The following is a 20,967-nucleotide window of genomic DNA, read 5'->3' as shown; positions in this document are numbered from 1 at the left end:
ATATGCCGCATGGGGAAAGCGAGCCCGAATGGCTGTCAACACCTTTAATCCGTCCCGCGCTTTGCGCTTGCAAAAAACGGCATTCCTGCCCGCTTTGGCGCTGGCGGCAATGTTCGGCCTCGCCGGCTGCGAGACGACCAATACCACGGATGCCGTGATCCGCATCGACAAGGCGCAGGGTTCGGAAGAGAATATCGCGTCGCTGACGGCGGTCATCAACGCCAATCCGAGGGATCCGGAAGGTTACAACGTCCGTGGTTCCGCCTATGGCCGCGCCGGCCAATTCCGCCCGGCGCTGAACGATTTCAACACGGCATTGCAGATCAATCCGCGGTTTTTCCAGGCTTACGCCAACCGCGCTCTCGTCTATCGCAACATGGGCCAGCAGGCCCAGGCGATTGCCGATTACAATGCCGCCCTGCAGATCAATCCGAGCTACGACGTCGCCTATATCGGCCGTGGCAATGTCTATCGCATGGCCGGCCAAGACGACCAGGCTTTCAACGATTTCGACAAGGCGATCCAGCTCGGCACCACCGATGGCCGCGCCTATCACAATCGTGGACTGATCTATCAGAAGCGCAATCAGCAGGATAAGGCGATCGACGATTTCTCGAAAGCGATCTCGCTCGCGCCGAATTCGGCCGAGCCCTATAATGGCCGCGGCATTTCCTATATCGCGCTGAACGACGACGACAACGCCTTTGCCGATTTCAACCATGCGATCGAGCTTAACGGCAACATCGCCGAATCCTGGGCCAACCAGGCGCTCGTCTACGAACGCCGCGGCGACAAGGCGAAGGCTGCTCGCTCCTATCGCCACGCGATCGGTCTCGATCCGAAGTACCAGCCGGCTCGTGACGGCCTTGCTCGCGTCGGCGTCGCCCCAGCCGGCTGAGGACATCATTGGCGACCCGAAGCATCGGACGGCCGCAACCGCCTCTTGCCGATGGCGCCGCCCATCGGGACTGCGGCCAAGTCTCTGATGGCTCAAACGAATCTTCCAGCCGTTAGATATCATTGAGGTGATATCCTGCCATGCCGGGCGGAGGAAGCGACGCTGCGGCAAAGCCGGCCGCACCGCCTTGCAAAGAGAAGCCAAAAAAGCGTCCATCCTCGGCGATGGGCTGTCATAGTGTGTTGCAACCTGCTCTTGCTCCCCCTAACATGGACCTGCTTCGATAGCCCGCTATCGGATGTTCGAACACGTGTTGGGGGCGGTTTGCGAGAGATGCGGATCTTGGCTTTCCTGGCCGCAAGCCAAAACCGTTGCGGGCCAAGCGCATTACAGCGCCGCGCGTCTTTTCAAACGCGCGAAGGACGCTTTAGCACTTTGAATTCCTGCACGATTTGGTCCTTAAATCGATTCCGATTTCAGGAATTATGCATGTGCGCATGCGATGTGGCGTAACAGATGAAAATCGTAGCGCTGTTCTTTCCCAAGGCTTCGATCGGCACCTACCTCGTCGCCATGGCGGTGGCGATCGCACTGCCGATCTTCGCCTTCGTGGCGCTGCTTTTGCTGCAGCTGGAGGACAACCAGCGTTCGACGCTGAAGCGCGAGACGGCCCAGGATGCACTTGCCCTTTCACGCATCATCGACCGCCAGCTTCAAGACATGGCGACGACGCTGCGGCTGCTTTCGAGTTCGCCGGAGCTTGAAAACGGCAATCTCGCCTCCTTCCATGAGCGCACGGAAACGGCCCTCAGAGACAATACGCTTTTCGTCATCGCCGTCGACCGCAGCGGCCAGCAACTGCTGAACACCCGTCGGGCGTTCGGCACGCCGCTCGGCCAGACGGCGAATATCCCCGCCCTTGAGGCGATCATGGCGTCCGGTCGCATTGAAGCGTCCGACGTCTTTCGCGGCCGGACCAGCGGCGAATGGGTCTATAACGTCACTCTGCCGCGGAAGAACGAGCCGGTCGCAGCCCTTATCATCACGCAGAACGCCCAGGATCTGGGCAAGCTTGTGACCACCGAGGGCCTCGCCCCCGGCTGGTCGGCCGCCGTCATCGATGAGAGCGGCCACGTCGTCGCGGCCACTGGCCCCGCCAATCTCGAACCCGGCACACCCTTCGATCCGCGCATTCTGCCGGCGCTCACCGTGTCCCGCGGCGTCTTCGAGGACGAAACGATCCTGCCGCACATGCTTCTCGGTTATGCTCAGATTCCCGGCTGGTCGTGGAAGACGGTGATCTGGGGACCGATCGCCCAGGCTTCGATCCTCAGCACCTGGCGTTTCCTGATCATCGGCGGCGTGGCACTGGTGCTCGTCGCCGTGCTGGCCGCCTATGCCGTCGCAAGGCAGGTGCGCACCACCATCCGCGATATTGCCGACATGGCGAACCGCATGGGCGAAGGCCATATTGTCTCGCCGGTCGAGACCAGCGTCATCGAGGCGAACCAGGTGGCGATTGCCCTTTCGAATGCCTCTTTCGACCGTAGCCAGACCGAAGACCGGCTGCGTTTCGTCATGCACGAGCTCGTCCACCGCACCAAGAATCTTCTGACGCTTGCCCAGGCAATGATGCGCCAACTCGCCAAGCAATCCGACAGCGTCGAGACCTTCCGCGCCGCCGTCGCCGACCGCCTCGAGGGATTGGTGCGTTCGATCGAGCTTTTGACCAGCGAACAATGGGGAGGGGTATCGCTGCGGCGGGTCGTCGACATCCATTTGCACGCCTTCCCGCAATCGCGCGAGCAGATCGACATCACCGGCGAAGACTTCGTGCTGAAACCGGATGCCGTGCAGAATCTCGGCCTCGCCTTGCATGAGCTCGCCACCAATTCGGTGAAATACGGTGCGCTCTCCGTACCGCAAGGCCGTGTCCGCTTCGAATGGCGTGACGTCAGCGAGGAGGACAAGCCGGATGCCCTGCTCCGCTTCACCTGGGAAGAGCGCGGCGGCCCGCCGGTCACCAAGCCATCGCGCTCGGGCTTCGGCACGACCGTTATCAAAGCCCATGCCGCCTCCGCCTTTCGCGGCACGGTTGAGATCGATTTCCGGCCCGAAGGCCTGTTATGGGTGCTGACGGCGCAGCGCGCCACGCTGGAGCGGGAATAGAGCGCCGCGCGTCTCCTTAGACGCGCTAAGGACGCTCTATCACTTTGAATCTGCGTCCCGGAACAATCGCAACCTCCACCCGTTTCGGACAGGTCGTTCCAAAGGAGAAAGACCATGTTCAAGCAAACGATGATCGCAGCTGCGGCTCTTACAGCCGCTGCCTGGGCGAGCCCGGCGGGCGCGGAAAACTATGTCACGCTTGGCCGTCTGGTCTGCGGATCGGATGGCGGCCAGGGTCTGATCGTCACCTCGCAGAAGAACCTTATCTGCACCTATACGCCATCGGCCGGCGGCGCCAAGGCGGTCTATGCCGGCAAAATCGAGAAATTTGGCCTCGATATCGGCCAGACCGGCAAGAGCGTCATGATCTGGCAGGTGCTGGCAAAGACCGGCACGGATATCCCGCAATTCGCCCTTGCCGGCGAATATTACGGGATCGGTGCCGATGCGAGCATCGGTGCAGGCGCCGGCGCCAAGGTCATCGCCGGCGGCACCGACAAGGCCTTCATGCTGCAGCCATTGAACGTCCAGGCTCAGGAAGGCCTGAACCTGGCGATCGGCGTCGAAAAGATGACACTCGTGCCGGGAGAGACCTGACGAAAAGCGGCCGGCCAGAAGGCGGACAGCAGTGGCTTGCCGCATAAATCAAACAGCCGCCCGAAGGGCGGCTGCATTGGCGTCGATCAATGCGCGAGCGCTTTGTTGATATCCTCGGTCATCTTCTTCGCGTCACCCAGCAGCATCATCGTGCCGTCCTTGTAGAACAGCGTATTGTCGATGCCGGCATAACCCGAGCCGAGCGATCGCTTGACGAAGAGGCAGGTCTTTGCCCGGTCGACGTCGAGGATCGGCATGCCGTAGATCGGCGAGGTCTTGTCGTCGCGCGCCGCCGGATTGGTGACGTCGTTTGCGCCGATGACATAGGCGACGTCGGCCTGGGCGAATTCCGAGTTGATGTCCTCGAGCTCGAAAACCTCGTCATAAGGAACATTCGCTTCGGCGAGCAACACGTTCATGTGGCCGGGCATACGGCCTGCGACCGGGTGGATCGCATATTTCACCTCGACGCCGTTCTTCTTGAGATTATCGGCGAGTTCGCGCAGCGCATGCTGGGCCTGGGCCACCGCCATGCCGTACCCCGGCACGATGATGACCTTCGATGCATTGGCCATCAGATAGGCCGCATCCTCGGCCGAGCCGAGCTTGACCGTCCTGTCTGAGGTGTCGGGTCCGCCGGACGCCGTCTCACCGCCGAAACCGCCGAGGATGACGGAGACGAAGGAGCGGTTCATGCCCTTGCACATGATGTAGGAGAGGATCGCGCCGGAGGAACCCACGAGCGCACCCGTGATGATCAGCGCCAGATTGCCGAGCGTGAAGCCGATGCCGGCCGCTGCCCAGCCTGAATAGGAGTTCAGCATCGAGACAACGACGGGCATATCGGCCCCGCCGATGGGCACGATCAGCAGGACGCCGAGCGCCAGCGACAGCGCGACGACGGCCCAGAAGTCGAAATGGCTCTCGGTGGCGGCAAGCCCGATGATGAAGAGCACGATCAGCACCAGCAGGCTCGCATTGATCACATGCCGGTAGGGCAGCAGGATCGGCTTGCCGGACATGCGTCCGTCGAGCTTCAGGAAGGCGATGATCGAGCCGGTGAAGGTCAACGCCCCGATCGCCACGCCGAGCGCCATCTCGACGCGTGCCTCGGTGTGGATCTGACCGATCTCGCCGATACCGAAGGAAGCCGGCGTGTAAAGCGCCGAAGCCGCGACCAGCACGGCGGCAAGGCCTACCAGCGAATGGAAACCGGCGACGAGCTGCGGCATCGAGGTCATGGGGATGGTGCGGGCGACATAGGCGCCGACGCTGCCGCCGATGGCAAGGCCAAGGACGATCAGCACAAAGCCACCGAAGTCAGGCGTCGCCAGCACCAGCGTCGTCAGGATCGCGATCCCCATGCCGATCATGCCGTAGAGATTGCCCTTGCGGCTGGTGGCCGGATGCGACAGGCCGCGCAGCGCCAGGATGAAGAGCACGCCGGAGACGAGGTATAGGAAGGCTGCGATATTGGTCATCGGTCCCTCACCGGTCCTTCTTGCGGTACATCGAAAGCATCCGCTGCGTGACGAGGAAACCGCCGAAGATGTTCACCGAGACGAGCACGAGGGCGACGAAACCGAAACCGGTCGCAAGCCCGCTGGTCGAGATGCCGACCGCCAGAAGCGCGCCGACGACGATGACGGAGGAGATCGCATTGGTGACGGCCATCAGCGGCGTATGCAGTGCCGGCGTCACCGACCACACGACGTAATAGCCGACAAAGATCGACAATACGAAGATGGCAAGCTGGAAGACGAAGGGATCGATCGCCCCGCCGGTCGCAGCGCTTGCCGCTTCCGGCGCCTGGGCCGCCGCCGTGATGACGGCGGTCACCGCCTGGTCGAGCTGCTCCAGCGCTCTGTCCATTGCTTCACTGGCCATCAGATGTCTCCCTTCTTCGCGCCGCCGAAGGCGGGATGAACCACATCGCCGGCATAGGTCAGCATCGTTGCCTTGACGAGTTCGTCGTCGAGATTGACGACTACGCTCCGGGTTTCCTTGTTGACCATGGTCTCGAGGAAGGTGACGAGGTTCTTGGCGTAGAGCGCCGAGGCACTGGCCGAAACCCGGCCCGGCATGTTGGCGAAACCGATCACCCTGACGCCTTCGACATCGGCCACCTCGCCGGGGACGACGCCCTCGATATTGCCGCCGCGCTCGACCGCGAGGTCGACGGCGACCGCACCTGATTTCATTGAAGCGAGCATGGCGCGCGAAACGAGGCGCGGCGCCGCACGACCGGGGATCAGCGCGGTGGTGATGACGATATCCTGCTTGGCGATGTGTTCGGCAACCAGAGCCGCCTGTTTCGCCTGATAGTCGGCGGACATTTCCTTGGCATAGCCGCCGGCCGTTTCCGCCGCCTTGAACTCCTCGTCCTCGACAGCGATGAACTTGGCGCCGAGCGAGGCGACCTGCTCCTTGGCGGCAGGGCGAACGTCGGTGGCCGAGACCGCAGCACCCAGGCGACGCGCGGTCGCAATCGCCTGAAGACCGGCGACGCCGGCGCCCATGACGAAGACCTTGGCGGCCGGCACGGTGCCGGCGGCGGTCATCATCATCGGCATCGCGCGGTCATAAACCGCCGCCGCCTCGATGACGGCCTGGTAACCGGCGAGATTGGCCTGGGACGACAGCACGTCCATGGACTGGGCGCGGGTAATGCGCGGCATCAGTTCCATCGCGAAAGCCGAAAGCCCTGCACTTGCCAGTGCCGCGATCGCTTCGTCATTGCCGTAGGGATCCATGATGGCGATGATCACGGCGCCGCTTTTATAGCCGGAGATTTCCGACCCGCTGGGACGGCGCACCTTCAGCACCACGTCGGCCAAGGCTGCATCTGCAAAACTGCCGATCCTGGCGCCGGCGGCCTCGAACTCCCCGTCCGGAATGCGCGAAGCCGCACCGGCACCAGCTTCGACGACGACGTCGAAGCCGAAACTTTTCATCTTCTTCACGGTCTCGGCGGAGGCGGCGACGCGCGTCTCCTCGCCCGTGTTTTCCCTTGCAACGAAAATGGTATTGCCCAACTGCCCCCTCCTCCGGGTCAGCCAGACCGCCGCAGGTTTCCCTGCGCAGGCCAAGCACCTCATTCAAAAAGCTTCGGAGAAGCTCTCCTCCCCTCAGAGCACCGAGCGTCCTTTCGGACGCACAAAGGACGCTCTGAATCTACGCGATCAGCGGAGCAGGAAGATGCCGGCAGCCAGAAGAATGATGAAGACGAAGAGACCGCCGAGAAGGCCGGCGCCGCCGAAGAAACCGGCGGTCATAGCAAGCAGGAGGACGATGAGAAGCATCGAGCCGTATTTCGCGCTGGCGATGAACATGTCGTAGGTCTTTTCATGTTCTTTGTAATCCATCGGCGCGCCGGTCTCGACCGGTCCGGTATGATGTTCGGCCATAAATATCGTCTCCCTGAAATGCCTCTGCGCTGCTTGATTCCCTAGCTTGAGCGAGGGAAGTCCCTTCCTGCAGGGATTACACAATGACTGGCGAAAGCGCAATGCATGAGAATGCCGCAGGCGCGCTTGGCAACCGCCATTTCAGAGGCTCGGAACGGGACCTGAAGAACGGCGGATATCGCCTGTGTCTGTCGCCACGTCACCTGCCCCGGCGGACATCGTCTCTCCGCCGGGACAAGGGAAAATTACAGCGGCAGGTCGGTGCCGAGTTCGCCTTGCGGCACGAAACGCGCCGTCGGAATGATGGTCAGCGGCGGCAAGGTGTCGTTGGGATTGCGCGAAAACATCATGCGCTGCTCGCTGGCGCTGGAGATGAAGAAGGGATAGCGCGTCAACAGCTTTCGCCCGACCTCGATCACATTCGTCGCCATCAGCGTCATGTCGATCCCGTAATTCTTCGCCAGCTGGCCCGGCACGACCGTATCGGCATAGAAGACCCGCTTGTAGAAGGCCGCATGCGGCGGCCGAACGAACTGAAGGACGCGGTCGGCACGGAAATACGCCGCCGCCACGATGGTCGGCCTCAGCGTCAGATAGGGAACCCAGGGCAGATCGGCGGTGAGCTCGGGGTCGGCCGCAAAACGCGCCGGATCGATCAGGGTCAGCCCTGCATCCAGAAGTTCATCCATCGCCTCGGGAAAGGCGCCACCGGACTGACTGAGGCGATGCTCCGGTGTCACATAATGAACCCGGATCGTACTGACCAGTTCCCCATAATAATACAGACCGAAAATATAGGCGTGGCTGTCGAAATCGCTGTCATCAAGCAGCCCTTTCGGAGCGAGCGCCAGTACGTCATGGGCCTTGTAGGCCTTGTAGCGCAACCGTTCCACCTGCTCCATGTCTTCGCTGCTTTCGACGCGGCGATACTCGACATGATCCAAAACTTCCAAAATTTTTGTGCTGAAATCACTACGCTTGAACAGTGTCTCTGACATTTCTCGATCCGCTCGTTAACGGATCATTAATCATACGCCAGCGAAATTTAGGCAAGGAAATCCGATAACTTCCCTTGTTTTTAAATCGTTAAGGTTAACGCGGCGCGCGCTTTTCAGGGGGAAAACTGTCCGTTGAGACCGCTCAGGCGACCTTGTTGCGGCGGCGTTGCACGACGCGGCGGCCGATGCCCTGCTGCAGCAGCGGGATATTCTGGGAAGGCACCGGCGGCGAGAAAACATAGCCCTGAACAAGATCGGCGCTGCGGTGCTTGTTGAGCAGTGCGAGCTGCTCCTCGGTTTCGACGCCTTCGATGACGATCTTCAGGCCCAGTTCGCGGGCGAGATGGACCGTGCCGCGCAGCAGCTTCAGGCGGCGATTATCCTCGACGATGTTGCGCACGAAGGAGCGATCGATCTTCACGATATCGAGCGGCAGCGTGTCGAGATAGCTGAGGCTGGAGAAGCCGGTACCGAAATCGTCGATGGCGATGGTGATGCCGCGGGCCCTGAGCTCCGCCAGGATGGCGCGCACGGCCGCCGGCTCGTCGATCAGGCAGCTTTCGGTGACTTCGAGATGCAGCCGCGCCGCATCGAGGCCGGAATGGGCAAGCGCTTCGGCGACCACCGAGAGAATATCGGCATCGCGCAGATCCCGCGCCGAAAGGTTGACCGAGACGGCGATATGCTCCGGCCAGTTCATGCATTCGCTGCACGCCTTGAACAGGACGAAGCGGGTGATGTCGGAGATAATGCCCATATCCTCGGCGAGCCGGATGAAGACGTCGGGCGGGATCGAGCCCTTCTCCGGATGCACCCAGCGCGCCAACGCCTCGGCGCATTCGATCCGCGAGCCGTCTGCTCGGAACATCGGCTGGAAGGCGAGATGCAGCGCCTGCGCCGAGACCGCCTCGCGCAGATCTGCCTTCAGCTTCTGCTGCTCGATATAGCGGCCATCCATCTCCCGCTCGAAGCCGGAAATGCCGCCCTTGAAGCGCGACTTGCTTTCGAACAGCGCCAGATCCGCCTTGACGCTCCATTCGTCCATCGCAAACGCGGCACTTTCGAGGATCGCGTAGCCGGCGCTGAGCGAAACGAGGAAGGTCAGCTCGTCGACCGCGTAATTGCCCTGGATTGCGGCGTGCACGCGGCGGATCTCAACGTCGAGCGAAGCCTGTTCCTTCGCATGCGGGAAGAACAGGATGAACTGGTCTCCCATCAGCCGGCCGAGGATGGCGTTGCCGGAGGCCTGCTTGATGCGGGCGGCGATGGCGCAGAGCAGGTGGTCGCCCGTAACGTGGCCGCGCATGTCGTTGACATGTTTGAATTCGTCGATATCGAGAACCATGAAGCCGAGCGGCCCGGACTTCCTTTGATGTTTGGCGAGATACTCCTGCACCAGTTGTCCGAAATATTCGCGGTTCGGCAGGCCGGTCAGCGCATCGAAGCGGACCATGTGCATGATCTTCTGCTCCGCCTTCACCCGGCTCGACACGTCCTCGAAGATCAGCACGGCGCCGCCGTCGGCCCTTCGGCTGGCGGAGAATTCGAGCGACAGGCCCTCGGGGAAATGGATCAGCGTGCGCGACAGGTTACCTTCGGCGACCTGGGTGAGCTGGCGCAGAATGAGTTCCGGCTGCGAGGCGTCCATGAAGCTGTAGCGCGCGCCATAGCGCAGCACGGCGCCGAGGTCGCGGTCCTTCAACCGGTCCGGCGCACCGATCTTCAGAAGCTCGCAGGCCTTGCGATTGACGACCTGGATGCGGTTTTCGGCATCGACCATGACCAGGCCATGCGGCATGTTGTTGAGCGCCGTATCGAAACGGTCGGCGATGATGGTGATTTCGCGGCGCGCTATGACATTCTCATAGAGGAACTCGCGCACGCCGTTCGCCATGGCCCGCGTCGTCAGCCAGAACGGAATGAGGAAGATCGACAGCAGGCCCCGATAAAAATCAAGCGCCAATAGGCTGCAGATGATCATTGGCAGACAGCAGGAGAAGGTCTGGAGGTCGACCGCCAGGCGCGAACCGTAGTTGCGGCCGACAACGGAAACCATGGTCGCCATGGTCACGGCAATGCAGGCAAGTTCCGCAAAGGAATCATGCACGACGAAGATGGCGTATCCGCTGGCGATGCCAAGCAGGGCGGTGGTGCAGGCGGCACCCGCAACCAGGATCCGCTCCCAACGCTCGATTCCGGCGTGCGACAGCCTCTCCTTGTCGACACGGTCGAAGTGCCGGAAGATGACCATGCGAACGCAGAAGACCAGAAGGAAGGCGGCCGACAGCACGATATAGACGAAGGACTGCGTCTTGGCAGCAACGGCAAGGCAGGTCGCGACATGCACGATCACGCCAGCAAGAAGCGTCATGCGATTCCCGGAAAGGGAACTCACAAACGACAGATACACATCTATAGGGACCCTGTTCGGGTTATCTGGCTTCATCCACACTTTCCCTGTGCGCGGGAATTCTAAGCCCAACCCTTTAAAAATTGATTTCAATGGAATCAAACATTTGGTCAAATTTTCTAAAACCATAGGGTGAACGGCACAGCCTACGCGAGTTAATGCAGCCTACTGGCGAGATTACTGAAATAATTTATCCACGCCTGGGTTGCTGAAATATTCGACGGTCATATCGTCCGACCTGCGCACCTAAGACTATACTCCAACGCCAGGCATTTATCCTTCCAATTTCAAAGGCCGTGGTCTACATCGATTGCAAGAGGGAAAAGCTGCCGGAAAACCGGCGGGACAAGAATAAGGGGAGGCGAATGTCGGTACTTCTGGCAGCAAGCCGGCTGATCGATTCGATCAGTCAGTTCATGGGCAAAATTTCCGAATATATGGTGCTGTTCTGCTGTCTGATCAGCGCCGGTAACGCCATCGTCCGTTATGCCTTCAACTACAGTTCGAACGGCTGGCTGGAGATCCAGTGGTATCTCTTCGCCTTCGTCGTCATGCTCGGCGCCTCGCATGCGCTGCGCAACAATGAGCATGTCCGCGTCGATCTGATCTATGGTTCGGTTTCCGACAGGGCGAAGATCTGGATCGACATCGTCGGCCTCATCCTCTTCCTCCTTCCCGCATGCGTCTTCCTCACCTGGATCTGCTGGCCCTTCTTCGCACTGTCCTACCAGCAGGGAGAAATATCGGGCAATGCCGGTGGGCTGATCCGCTGGCCCGTCAAGCTGATCCTCGTCGCCGGCTTCGCATTGCTCTCCCTTCAGGGCCTCTCGGAACTGGTCAAGCGGATCGCAGCGCTCACCGGCTATATCAGCATCGATACGAAATACGAAAAGCCGCTGCAGTAGGGCGGGCTGGGAGAAACGGATTTGTTTGATTTCGGCATCATCCCGCCGGCCATGTTCCTGGGCATGGTCATCTTCATGCTCTACGGCTTCCCGGTCGCCTTTTCGCTCGCCGCCGTCGGTTTGTTTTTCGGCATCATCGGCATCGTCACCGGCCATTTCGGCGAGGTCTTCCTGCAGGCTCTGCCGCTGCGCTTCTTCGGCATCCTTTCCAACGACCTCCTGCTCGCCATTCCCTTCTTCACCTTTATGGGCGCGGTGCTGGAGCGCTGCGGGTTAGCCGAGGACCTGCTCGAAGGCACCGGCAAGCTCTTTGGTGGCATACCCGGCGGCCTTGCCTATGCCGTCATCCTCGTCGGCGCCGTGCTCGGCGCGATCACCGGCACCGTGGCCGCCTCCGTCATCACCATGGGCGTCATCTCGCTGCCGATCATGCTGCGCTACGGCTACAACCCGCGCCTTGCCACCGGCGTCATCGCCGCCTCGGGCACGATCACCCAGGTGATCCCGCCCTCGCTCGTGCTCGTCGTTCTCGCCGATCAGCTCGGCAGGTCGGTCGGTGACATGTATCTCGGCGCGATCGGCCCCTCGATCCTGCAGGTGACGATCTTCGTGCTCTTCATCATGGTGATGTCGATTATCCGGCCGAAATCGATGCCGCCGCTGCCGAAAGAAGTGCGCGGCGATTTCAACTGGGCACTGCTGATGAAGGTGCTGATGGGCATGGTCCCCTCGATCGTGCTGATCTTCCTGGTGCTCGGCACGATCTTCATGGGCCTTGCGACGCCAACCGAAGCAGGCGCGCTCGGCGTCGTCGGCGCCATTGTGCTTGCCGCCATGAATCGCCGCCTCACCTGGCCGCTGATCCGCGAAGCCATGTCATCGACCACGCACATCACATCCATGGTGGTGATGATCCTGATCGGCTCCACCTGTTTCAGCCTGGTCTTCCAGGGCATGGACGGCTCGCGCTGGATCGAGCACATGCTGTCGGGCATTCCAGGCGGGCCGGTCGGTTTCCTGATCTTCGTCAACATCTTCATCTTCGTGCTCGCCTTCTTCCTCGATTTCTTCGAGATCGCCTTCATCGTCATCCCGATGCTCGCACCCGTCGCCTCCAGTCTCGGCATCGATCTGATCTGGTTCGGCGTGCTGATCTGCGTCAACATGCAGACGAGCTTCATGCATCCGCCCTTCGGCTTCGCACTTTTCTACCTGCGCTCGATCGCCAGCAAGGACGTCAAGACCTCGGATATTTACATGGGCGCTCTCCCCTGGGTCGGTATGCAGCTGATCCTGGTGGCAATCGTGATCTTCTGGCCGCAATCGGTCACCTATTGGCTGGATCACGGCCCGAAGGTCGATCCGAACTCGATTAAGATCGAAGTCCCGGGCTTCGGCGGCCAGCTCGGCCTGCCGCCGCTGGGCGGCGGCGGCAATGGCTCACCGCAGATCCCCGGCCTGACCCTGCCGCCCCTGAACGGCCTGCCGGGAGCACCGCCGCCACCGGCAAAATAGTCCAGAAATAACAAAACCCCGGATGGAGATCCGGGGTTTTGTTATTGCGCTCGTCTGAAGCGTCGACGGCGGAGAGCTTAAAGCTTCCCGGCCCGCTGCTGGATCATCATGAACGTATCGAACGTGTATTCCGACAGCTGCATCCAGAGATAGGCGTCCCGCTTGAAGGCGGTCTGGTCGTCGTAGATCTTCTTGAAATACTGGTTCGTGCCCGAGATTTCGCTGTAGATGCCCATCGCTGCCTGGAAGCAAGCTTCCATGATCTCCTGGCTGAACGGGCGCAGCGTCGCGCCTTCAGCGACGAGCTGCTTCAACGCGGTCGGGTTCTTCATGTCGTACTTCGCCAGCATGTTGGTGTTGGCGAAGGCGCAGGCATCGGTCAGCGCTGCCTGATAATGCTTGGGCAGGCTGCTCCATTTTTCGAGATTGAAGAACCCATGCACCGTCGGGCCACCTTCCCACCAGCCCGGATAATAGTAGTACTTCGCCACCTTGTGGAAGCCGAGCTTCAGGTCGTCATAGGGGCCGACGAATTCCGCCGCATCGATCGTGCCTTTTTCCAACGCCGGATAGATGTCGCCGCCGGCGATCTGCTGCGGAATGACGCCGACCTTCTCCATGACGCGGCCGGCAAGGCCGGCAATGCGCATCTTGACACCCTTGAGGTCATCGAGCGTGTTGATTTCCTTGCGGAACCAGCCACCCATCTGCGCACCGGTATTGCCGGCCGGCAGGGCATACATGCCCTGCGTGGCATAAAACTCGTTCATTAGCTTGTTGCCGTTGCCTTCATAATACCAGGCATTGGTCAGACGGCTGTTCAGCCCGAATGGAATGGCCGTTCCGATGGCATAGGTCGGGTCCTTCCCGACGAAATAATAGGAGGTGGTATGGGCTGCCTCGACCGTGCCGGCGGCAACGGCATCGACGGCCTGCAGGCCCGGCACGATTTCACCGGCCGCAAAAGGCTGGATGGTGAAATTGCCATCCGTCGCGGCGGCGACATGCTTGGCGATATCCTCGGCGCCGCCATAAATCGTATCCAAGCTCTTCGGAAACGACGATGTCATGCGCCACGCGATCTTCGGATTCTCCTGCGCGATCGCAGGCGCTGCCAATGCCGTTGCGGCAACCGCACCGGCGCCGGCGGTTCCCGCCTTCTTGAAAAACGAACGACGATCCATCAAAAACCTCCCGTATAGATGGTACTGCGCGGGCGATCTTCACCCCTACCCGCAGCAAGGGCAAACCTAAGCATGGCGAGGGCCGCGATTCAAGCTTTAGTCTATTAGCCTTTGGCATCAAGACGGCAATAAGGCGGCGCCCAAGCGCCCATCAAAATCAGCGGCTTAGCCTCAAACCGGAGAATCCCCGTACCGCTTCCGCCGCAATTTGGCCACCTCACGCAGCCAAGCGTTGACTTGACGGTCGTTCTGGCGGCAGAAACGGCAAGCACAAAGATTTCACCGGGGCTGATATGACGAAACCGATCGTTGCCATTCCTGCCGATATCCGCAGCTTCGACGGCGCGACTTGGCATGCCGTGCAGCATCAATATCTGCGCGCCGCATTGAACGCATCCGGTGTCATGGCCTTCATCATCCCCGCCTTCGAGGAAGGCTACGATACCGATGCGATCCTCGACCGCGTCGACGGCCTGCTGGTCTCCGGTTCGGCCAGCAATGTTCATCCCTCGCTCTACGGCGCCGAGTCGAACGACAAGGACGGGCCGTTCGACCCCGCCCGCGACGCCACCAGCCTGCCGCTCATCCGCCGCGCCATCGACCGCGCCATCCCGCTGCTTGCCATCTGCCGCGGCATCCAGGAGCTGAACGTCGCCCTCGGCGGCTCGCTGGCAAGCGAGATCCAGGAGCAACCCGGCATCTGGGACCACCGCCGGCCGGAAGGCGTCGATCGGGATGGCATGTACGCCATTCGCCAGACCGTCCACGTCAAGGAAGGCTCCTGCATCGCCGGCATTCTCGGCCCGGGCGAGATCCGCGTGAATTCCCTGCATCGCCAGGCAATCGCCAGGACAGCGCCGCGCCTGCAGGTGGAAGCCATCGCCGAGGACGGCACGGTGGAGGCCGTTTCCGTCATCGACGCCAAGGCCTTTGCCGTCGGCGTGCAATGGCATCCGGAATATTGGGCTGAAACCGACAAGTCTTCGAACCAGCTATTCGCCGCTTTCGGCGACGCCGTCCGCAGCCATGCCGCGGCCAAGCAGCCGGTCATGCCCGCGCAGGCGATCGCCTGACGGCGCGGCGCCAGCTAAGCATCGTCCGGAGCCAGCTACGCCTCAGCCTTCTGCGGCGTCTCGGGCACCGGCGTCAGCGCCGCACCCTTCTCGAACCAGCCAATGAGATTGTCGGCGACGAGATCGGCCATTGCATTGCGTGTCGGCACGGACGCGGAGGCGACATGCGGCAGCAACACGGCATTGGTCGGCTCCAGCAGGTCGGCCGGCACGGTCGGCTCTTCATAGAAGACGTCCAGACCGGCAGCGCCGAGCGCGCCGGAAGCAAGCGCCGCACTCAGCGCCTCCTCGTCCACCGTCCAACCGCGGCCGACATTGACGAGAATGCCGTCAGGGCCGAGTGCGGCCAAAATATCGGCATCGATCGTCTTGTGCGTCTGCGGCGTCTTCGGAACGATGGCGATCAGCGTATCCACGGCATTAGCCAGCCCCTTCAGCGTCGGGTGATAATCGTAGGACACATCGGCATGGCGCGAACGTGTGTGATAACTGATCTTTACCTTGAACGGCTCCAGCCGCTTGGCGATTTCGAGGCCGATGCGGCCAAGTCCGTAAAGCCCGACATGCCGGCCCTTCAGCGAGAAACGCGACAGCGGATAGGCCGTGCCCGGCTTCCAGTTGCCGGCGCGCAGCCAGGCTTCGGCCCGCGGCAACTCGCGGACCGTGTTCAGCAGCAGGCCGATCGCGGTATCGGCGACCTCGTCGTTCAGCACCTCGGGCGTATTGGTGACGACGATGCCTTTTGCGGCGGCATGTTTCACGTCGACGCCGTCATAACCGACACCGAAATTGGCGATCACCTCGACACGCGGCAGCTGGTCCATCCAGGCGCCCGGGAAGGAACCGGACACGGCGACGCCGCGGATGCGGCCGGCAATCTCGCCGTCGAGCGCAAGCTTCTCCTCGCGCGGGACGGCGATAATCTCAAAACGATCCTTCAGCCTGTCGAGAACGCGCTCGTGTATCTTCCCAGGAACGAGAATGGCGATGCGGGACATGGCTTTTCCTCTTGGATGGTGGTCTTGGTTCAGGCGCGCGGCCGATGGGGACTGGTGGACTGGCGAATGCGCATTTCCGGCTTGATCAGATGCATACCGTCAGGCTCATGGCTACCGGCAAGGCGATCGAGCAGCGCCCGAGCGGCCAGGCGCCCGACCTCGGCCTGACCGTTCCAGACGGTCGTTAGCGCAGGCGTAGCGATCGAGGCCTCCTCGAGATCATCGTAGCCGGTGACGGAAATATCGCGTCCCGGCACCAGGCCGGCCCGCGCAATGCCGTTCATCAGGCCGATCGCCACGAGATCGTTCCAGCAGACGGCTGCGGTCGGCTTCTGCGGCAGCGAAAGGAAATGCACTGCAGCCTCGAAACCGCCCTGTTTCGAGCGCGGACCGGGAATGCGCAGGTTCGGATCGACCTCGATGCCGGCCTTGCGCAGCGAATTGACATAGCCCTGGTAGCGATCGCGGCCGGTGGATGTCTGGTCCGTGCCGCCGATCATGGCGATCGAGCGATGACCGAGGCCGATCAGGTGGTTGGTGGCAAGCGAGATACCGTAGCTGTCGTCGCCGCGATAGGTCGGCAGGTCCTGCCCTTCCATCGAGCGAGCGACCAGAATCGCCGGCATGCCGTTGTCTTCCGCCAGTTGCACGTCTTCCGGCGGCGTACCGATCGCCGGCGACATGATGACGCCGTCGCCACCGAGCTGCAGCAGCGTCTCGATGAAGGTGCGCTGCTTTTCGACATTGTCGTAATGGTTGGAAAGGATGAAGGTGTGGCGGCTGCGGTCGAGTTCGCTTTCGATCGCCTTCAGGATCTCCCCGTAGAAGGGGTTCATGATGTCGTGCACGACGACGCCGATGATGCCGGAGCGCGAGGTCCGAAGGCTGGCGGCACGGCGATTGTAGATATAGCCGAGCGCGCGCGCCTGTTCCTTGATCTTCTCCCGGGTATTGCCGGCGACGAGCGGACTGTCGCGTAAGGCAAGCGATACGGTCGCCGTTGAAATGCCGAGCGTTTCGGCGATTGTCGAAAGCTTGATCTTCTGGACCACGTGTCCTCCTCCAGGCAGCACGTACGCAGCAAGACCCCGCCAGCAAACCGGCGCGGCCCTTAAAATGTTTAATTAAAAGATTTAATCGGCGGAAGCAATTCGTCTTTCGGGGAAATTTCAGTCTTCGTCCGGTTCTTCGATATGAATGGCTTCGGCCTGCAGATTGGCATCGATTGCCTTCAGCAGGCGGACGAGATTGCGGATTTCCTTCTCGGAGAACTCCTGCGTCGCCAGCATGTCGCAGGCCGAAGCCGCCATCTCGATCCCCTGAACGCTGCCACGGCCGAGTTCGGTGAGATAGACCTTGGTGAGGCGCGCATCATCCGCATCGGGCTTGCGCTCGAGGAAGCCCTGCGCCTCCATGCGCCCGATCGTGCGCGTCATCGTCGGCGCCTTGACCCCGAGCTTCTGGGCAAGACCGCCCGCCGTCATGCCGTCGCTCTCGGCAAGCGAGAGAATGACGCCGTCCTGGCCGGCATAGAGCCCGCTTTCAAGCAGGTTGCGCGAGAGCACCGTCCGCATGGAACGCGCCGCCTGGGTCAGGGCCGGGGAAAGATCGACGAGCGTATACTCGGTCTGGTCCTTTTTCTTGGACTTGTTTTTTTTGCCGTCCTTGTGCTTCTTTCCCATAGCCATCCCTTTGATCTTTAAGCCCCGACGCCGCTGCGATATGACATTGCTCAGGATCTCGTCATAAACAAGAGGCAACGACCGGATGATGACACCTTCGCCGCGCTTCGAGGACAGCAACCCGGCCTTTGCACCTGACAGGCGCCATCTGATCGCTGTGCTGCCACTCGGCGCCCATGAACAGCACGGCCCTCACCTGCCCTTCGAAACCGACACCCTGATTGCCGAAGGCATCGCCGAGCGATTGAAGACAGCCCTGCCCGCCGGCCTGCCGGTCACCTTCCTGCCTGCCGAATCTGTCGGCTATTCCGTAGAGCATATGGATGTCGAAGGAACGAAGACGCTTGCCTTCGACGAAGCGGTATACCGCTGGCTCGGCATCGCCGAGGGGCTGGCAAAACAGGGTATCCGCAAATTCGTGATGCTGAACGCTCATGGCGGCAATTCGCCCGTCATGACCATTGTCGCGACTGAGGCGCGGGTCCGCTTTGCCATGCTGGCGGTGGCGACGAGCTGGACCCGTTTCGGCGTGCCGGATGGCGTGATCACGCCGGAGGAAAAGGCGATCGGCATCCATGGCGGCGATATCGAGACCTCGGTGATGCTGGCGCTTCATCCCGACAAGGTGGATATGGCGAAGGCGGCTGACTTCCGCTCGCAACAGACGGAATTCGCCGAGAGTTTCAAGCATCTGCGCGCCTACGGGCCGCACGCCTTCGGCTGGAAGATGTCGGATCTCAACACGCAAGGCGTGGCGGGCAACGCCGCAGCTGCGACGGCAGAGAAAGGTGAGGCGCTGATTGCCCATGCGGTAAACGGGCTGATGGAACTGCTTGGTGATGTCGATGCATTCGATGTCGCGCAACTCAGGTGAATATGGGTCATCTGCACCGGCCAGACGATGTGATCTTATAACATTATAAAACCCTTTGAACTGCCACGCTCAAGCCATTATATGAGACCAACCGTTCAAGCAGCCGATCCCAAGCCGCTCGGCCGCACGCCTAATCCTAGAGGTTCTCATGACCGACGCGATCTCCACCCAGAAGCCTATTCCCGTTACCGTGCTCACCGGTTATCTCGGTGCCGGCAAGACGACGCTGCTCAACCGCATCCTCTCCGAAAATCACGGCAAGAAATATGCGGTCATCGTCAATGAATTCGGCGAAATCGGCATCGACAACGACCTGATCGTCGAGTCGGACGAGGAAATCTACGAGATGAACAACGGCTGCGTCTGCTGCACGGTGCGCGGCGACCTGATCCGCGTCGTCGAAGGCCTGATGCGCCGCCCCGGCCGCTTCGACGGCATCATCGTCGAAACGACCGGCCTTGCCGATCCGGTGCCGGTCGCCCAGACCTTCTTCATGGATGACGATGTGCGCGCCAAGACCGAGCTCGACGCCGTCGTCGCCCTCGTCGATGCCAAGCACCTGCCGCTGCGCCTGAAGGACAGCCGCGAGGCCGAAGACCAGATCGCCTTCGCCGACGTCGTCATCATCAACAAGAGCGACCTGGTGACCCCGGAAGAACTTGATGTGATCGAGGATATCGTCCGCGCCATCAACCCGGCCGCCCGCGTTTACAAGACCAGCCGCTCGGGTGTCGATCTCGCCCGCGTGCTCGATCAGGGCGCCTTCAACCTGGAGCGCGCGCTCGAAAACGATCCGCATTTCCTGGAGCACGGCCATGACGACCATGTCTGCGGCCCAGATTGCGATCACGACCACCACCATCATGACCATGATCACGATCATCACGGTCATCAGCATGATGACCACGGCCACGACCATCATCACCATGGCGCCCATAACCATGGCGCGATGTCGGCGATCCACGATGTGACAGTGCAGTCGGTCTCGCTGCGCGGCGGTCAGATGAACCCGGAACGCTTCTTCCCCTGGATCCAGAAGATCACCCAAACGCAGGGGCCGAATATTCTGCGTCTCAAGGGCATCATCGCCTTCAAGGATGATCCCGAGCGTTACGTCGTTCAGGGCGTGCACATGATCATCGAGGGTGATCATCAGCGGCCGTGGAAGGAAGGCGAAAAGCACGAGAGCCGTCTGGTCTTCATTGGCCGCGAACTCGACCGCGAGAAGCTCGAAACCTCCTTCAAGGCCTGCGAGGCAGCCGCCTGATGCCGACAGTTGCACCGCTTGATCTCGACGGCCACGTTCTGGCCGTCGAATTTTTAGGTGATGTTCCCTTCTTCGCAAGCGCAAACGGCACATTCCACCGGCTGGATGGCGGCGACAGGGTTTCCGAAGCCCACCAGGGCATGCTCACCGCGATCCGCGATCCCTACAGCGAGAGCCTGATTTCGGGCGGCGAGGACGGCAAGGTGCTGCGCATTGCCGCCGACGGCAGCGTCAGCGAGATCGCGACCGCGCCGCGCAAGTGGATTTCGCAGGTGGCAGCCGGCCCGCAGGGCGCCGTTGCCTATTCCTACGGCAAGAGTTCGCTGGTGCGCCTTGCCGACGGCACGACCAAGGAATTCCCCGAAGAGCGCACCGTCGAAGGGCTTGCCTTTGCGCCGAAGGGGCTGCGCATCGCCGCGGCGCGCTACAACGGTGTGTCGCTGCACTGGATCGGCATGAATGCCAAGCCGGTCGATCTTGAATGGAAGGGTGCGCATACCGGCGTCACCTTCTCGCCGGATGGTAATTTCCTCGTCACCTCGATGCAAGAAAACGCACTGCACGGCTGGAAGCTCGACATCAAGCCCGGCACCGAAGCCCGCCACATGCGCATGACCGGCTACCCCTCCAAGGTGAAATCGCTCTCCTGGTCGGTCAAGGGCAAGTGGCTCGCGTCTTCAGGCGCGCCGGCGGCAATCGTCTGGCCCTTCCAGGGCAAGGACGGGCCGATGGGCAAGGCGCCGCTGGAGCTCGGCACCCGCGCCAATATCATGGCAACCGCGGTGAAGTTCCATCCGCTCGAGGATATCCTCGCCATCGGCTTCATCGACGGCATGATCCTGGCCGTGCGCATCGCCGACAGCAAGGAAGCGCTGCTGCGCCGACCTGGCAAGGGCGCGATCACGGCGATGAGCTGGAGCAAAAACGGCAAGCTTCTCGCCTTCGGCTCGGAAGCCGGCGATTGCGGCGTCGTCGATATTTCGGCTTGAG

Annotated in this window: 19 protein-coding genes; 9 read left to right on the top strand and 10 right to left on the bottom strand. The window is 61.4% G+C overall.

What is annotated here, in order from left to right; genetic code table 11:
* Positions 1-28 precede the first annotated feature (28 nt).
* The 3 genes from OLZ32_RS06430 (at position 29) to OLZ32_RS06420 (ending at position 3,664) form a co-directional block, all read left to right on the top strand.
* A complete protein-coding gene (locus tag OLZ32_RS06430; protein ID WP_003542941.1) occupies positions 29-898 on the top strand; it encodes a tetratricopeptide repeat protein in 870 nt (289 codons plus the stop codon).
* A 516-nt stretch (positions 899-1,414) separates the two neighbouring features.
* Positions 1,415-3,067 carry a sensor histidine kinase gene (locus OLZ32_RS06425; protein WP_264420217.1) on the top strand — a complete coding sequence of 551 codons (1,653 nt, stop codon included), beginning with the start codon at positions 1,415-1,417 and terminating at the stop codon, positions 3,065-3,067.
* Positions 3,068-3,181: 114 nt separating this feature from the next.
* The gene (locus OLZ32_RS06420) at positions 3,182-3,664 is read left to right on the top strand and encodes a DUF992 domain-containing protein (protein ID WP_003542945.1); all 483 of its coding nucleotides are present in this window, start codon (positions 3,182-3,184) and stop codon (positions 3,662-3,664) included.
* 86 nt (positions 3,665-3,750) lie between these two features.
* On the opposite strand, the gene OLZ32_RS06415 is transcribed toward OLZ32_RS06420, so the two are convergent.
* The 6 genes from OLZ32_RS06415 to OLZ32_RS06390 form a co-directional block, all read right to left on the bottom strand.
* Complete coding sequence (locus OLZ32_RS06415) at positions 3,751-5,145, bottom strand: NAD(P)(+) transhydrogenase (Re/Si-specific) subunit beta (RefSeq protein ID WP_017989438.1); 1,395 nt, start codon at positions 5,143-5,145, stop codon at positions 3,751-3,753.
* A 7-nt stretch (positions 5,146-5,152) separates the two neighbouring features.
* Complete coding sequence (locus OLZ32_RS06410; protein ID WP_003542949.1) at positions 5,153-5,551, bottom strand: proton-translocating transhydrogenase family protein; 399 nt, start codon at positions 5,549-5,551, stop codon at positions 5,153-5,155.
* Positions 5,551-6,699: a Re/Si-specific NAD(P)(+) transhydrogenase subunit alpha gene (locus OLZ32_RS06405; RefSeq protein WP_264420213.1), complete on the bottom strand. Its 1,149-nt coding sequence runs from the start codon at positions 6,697-6,699 to the stop codon at positions 5,551-5,553. Before OLZ32_RS06405 ends, OLZ32_RS06410 begins: the two co-directional genes overlap by 1 nt.
* Before the next feature lie 147 nt (positions 6,700-6,846).
* Positions 6,847-7,071, bottom strand: coding sequence for an aa3-type cytochrome c oxidase subunit IV (locus OLZ32_RS06400; RefSeq protein ID WP_003542954.1), 225 nt, complete (start codon positions 7,069-7,071; stop codon positions 6,847-6,849).
* Between the two features lie 245 nt (positions 7,072-7,316).
* A complete protein-coding gene (locus OLZ32_RS06395) occupies positions 7,317-8,069 on the bottom strand; it encodes an N-acyl amino acid synthase FeeM domain-containing protein (RefSeq protein WP_264420211.1) in 753 nt (250 codons plus the stop codon).
* A gap of 142 nt (positions 8,070-8,211) precedes the next feature.
* The gene (locus tag OLZ32_RS06390; RefSeq protein WP_003542958.1) at positions 8,212-10,515 is read right to left on the bottom strand and encodes a putative bifunctional diguanylate cyclase/phosphodiesterase; all 2,304 of its coding nucleotides are present in this window, start codon (positions 10,513-10,515) and stop codon (positions 8,212-8,214) included.
* Positions 10,516-10,844: 329 nt separating this feature from the next.
* On the opposite strand from OLZ32_RS06390, the gene OLZ32_RS06385 reads away from it, so the two are divergent.
* A complete protein-coding gene (locus tag OLZ32_RS06385) occupies positions 10,845-11,384 on the top strand; it encodes a TRAP transporter small permease subunit (protein WP_026160012.1) in 540 nt (179 codons plus the stop codon).
* A 21-nt stretch (positions 11,385-11,405) separates the two neighbouring features.
* Entirely contained in the window at positions 11,406-12,899 is a 1,494-nt protein-coding gene (locus tag OLZ32_RS06380; RefSeq protein ID WP_264420208.1) for a TRAP transporter large permease, read from the top strand.
* 77 nt (positions 12,900-12,976) lie between these two features.
* On the opposite strand, the gene OLZ32_RS06375 is transcribed toward OLZ32_RS06380, so the two are convergent.
* Complete coding sequence (locus OLZ32_RS06375; protein WP_003542965.1) at positions 12,977-14,083, bottom strand: TRAP transporter substrate-binding protein; 1,107 nt, start codon at positions 14,081-14,083, stop codon at positions 12,977-12,979.
* Between the two features lie 293 nt (positions 14,084-14,376).
* On the opposite strand from OLZ32_RS06375, the gene OLZ32_RS06370 reads away from it, so the two are divergent.
* A complete protein-coding gene (locus tag OLZ32_RS06370) occupies positions 14,377-15,156 on the top strand; it encodes a gamma-glutamyl-gamma-aminobutyrate hydrolase family protein (RefSeq protein ID WP_264398561.1) in 780 nt (259 codons plus the stop codon).
* Positions 15,157-15,191: 35 nt separating this feature from the next.
* On the opposite strand, the gene OLZ32_RS06365 is transcribed toward OLZ32_RS06370, so the two are convergent.
* The 3 genes from OLZ32_RS06365 to OLZ32_RS06355 form a co-directional block, all read right to left on the bottom strand.
* Positions 15,192-16,154, bottom strand: a complete 963-nt coding sequence (locus OLZ32_RS06365) for a 2-hydroxyacid dehydrogenase (protein WP_003542970.1) — start codon at positions 16,152-16,154, stop codon at positions 15,192-15,194.
* A gap of 29 nt (positions 16,155-16,183) precedes the next feature.
* Positions 16,184-17,206: a LacI family DNA-binding transcriptional regulator gene (locus tag OLZ32_RS06360; RefSeq protein ID WP_003542973.1), complete on the bottom strand. Its 1,023-nt coding sequence runs from the start codon at positions 17,204-17,206 to the stop codon at positions 16,184-16,186.
* Positions 17,207-17,323: 117 nt separating this feature from the next.
* Positions 17,324-17,836, bottom strand: coding sequence for a MarR family winged helix-turn-helix transcriptional regulator (locus tag OLZ32_RS06355; protein ID WP_164024302.1), 513 nt, complete (start codon positions 17,834-17,836; stop codon positions 17,324-17,326).
* A gap of 85 nt (positions 17,837-17,921) precedes the next feature.
* Here OLZ32_RS06355 and OLZ32_RS06350 point away from each other — a divergent pair, with 85 nt between their 5' ends.
* The 3 genes from OLZ32_RS06350 to OLZ32_RS06340 all read left to right on the top strand — a co-directional run bounded on the left by OLZ32_RS06350 (position 17,922) and on the right by OLZ32_RS06340 (position 20,966).
* The gene (locus OLZ32_RS06350; protein ID WP_264420205.1) at positions 17,922-18,710 is read left to right on the top strand and encodes a creatininase family protein; all 789 of its coding nucleotides are present in this window, start codon (positions 17,922-17,924) and stop codon (positions 18,708-18,710) included.
* 148 nt (positions 18,711-18,858) lie between these two features.
* Positions 18,859-19,977, top strand: coding sequence for a CobW family GTP-binding protein (locus tag OLZ32_RS06345; protein WP_264420203.1), 1,119 nt, complete (start codon positions 18,859-18,861; stop codon positions 19,975-19,977).
* Positions 19,977-20,966 carry a WD40 repeat domain-containing protein gene (locus tag OLZ32_RS06340; RefSeq protein ID WP_264420202.1) on the top strand — a complete coding sequence of 330 codons (990 nt, stop codon included), beginning with the start codon at positions 19,977-19,979 and terminating at the stop codon, positions 20,964-20,966. The genes OLZ32_RS06345 and OLZ32_RS06340 overlap by 1 nt, the downstream gene beginning before the upstream one ends.
* The last annotated feature ends 1 nt before the right edge of the window (position 20,967 follow it).

Origin of the sequence: Rhizobium acaciae (genome assembly GCF_025941625.1) — a bacterium.
GTDB lineage: Bacteria > Pseudomonadota > Alphaproteobacteria > Rhizobiales > Rhizobiaceae > Rhizobium > Rhizobium acaciae.
Note: the sequence above shows the minus strand (reverse complement) of the source record. Positions and strands in the feature narration are given on the sequence as shown.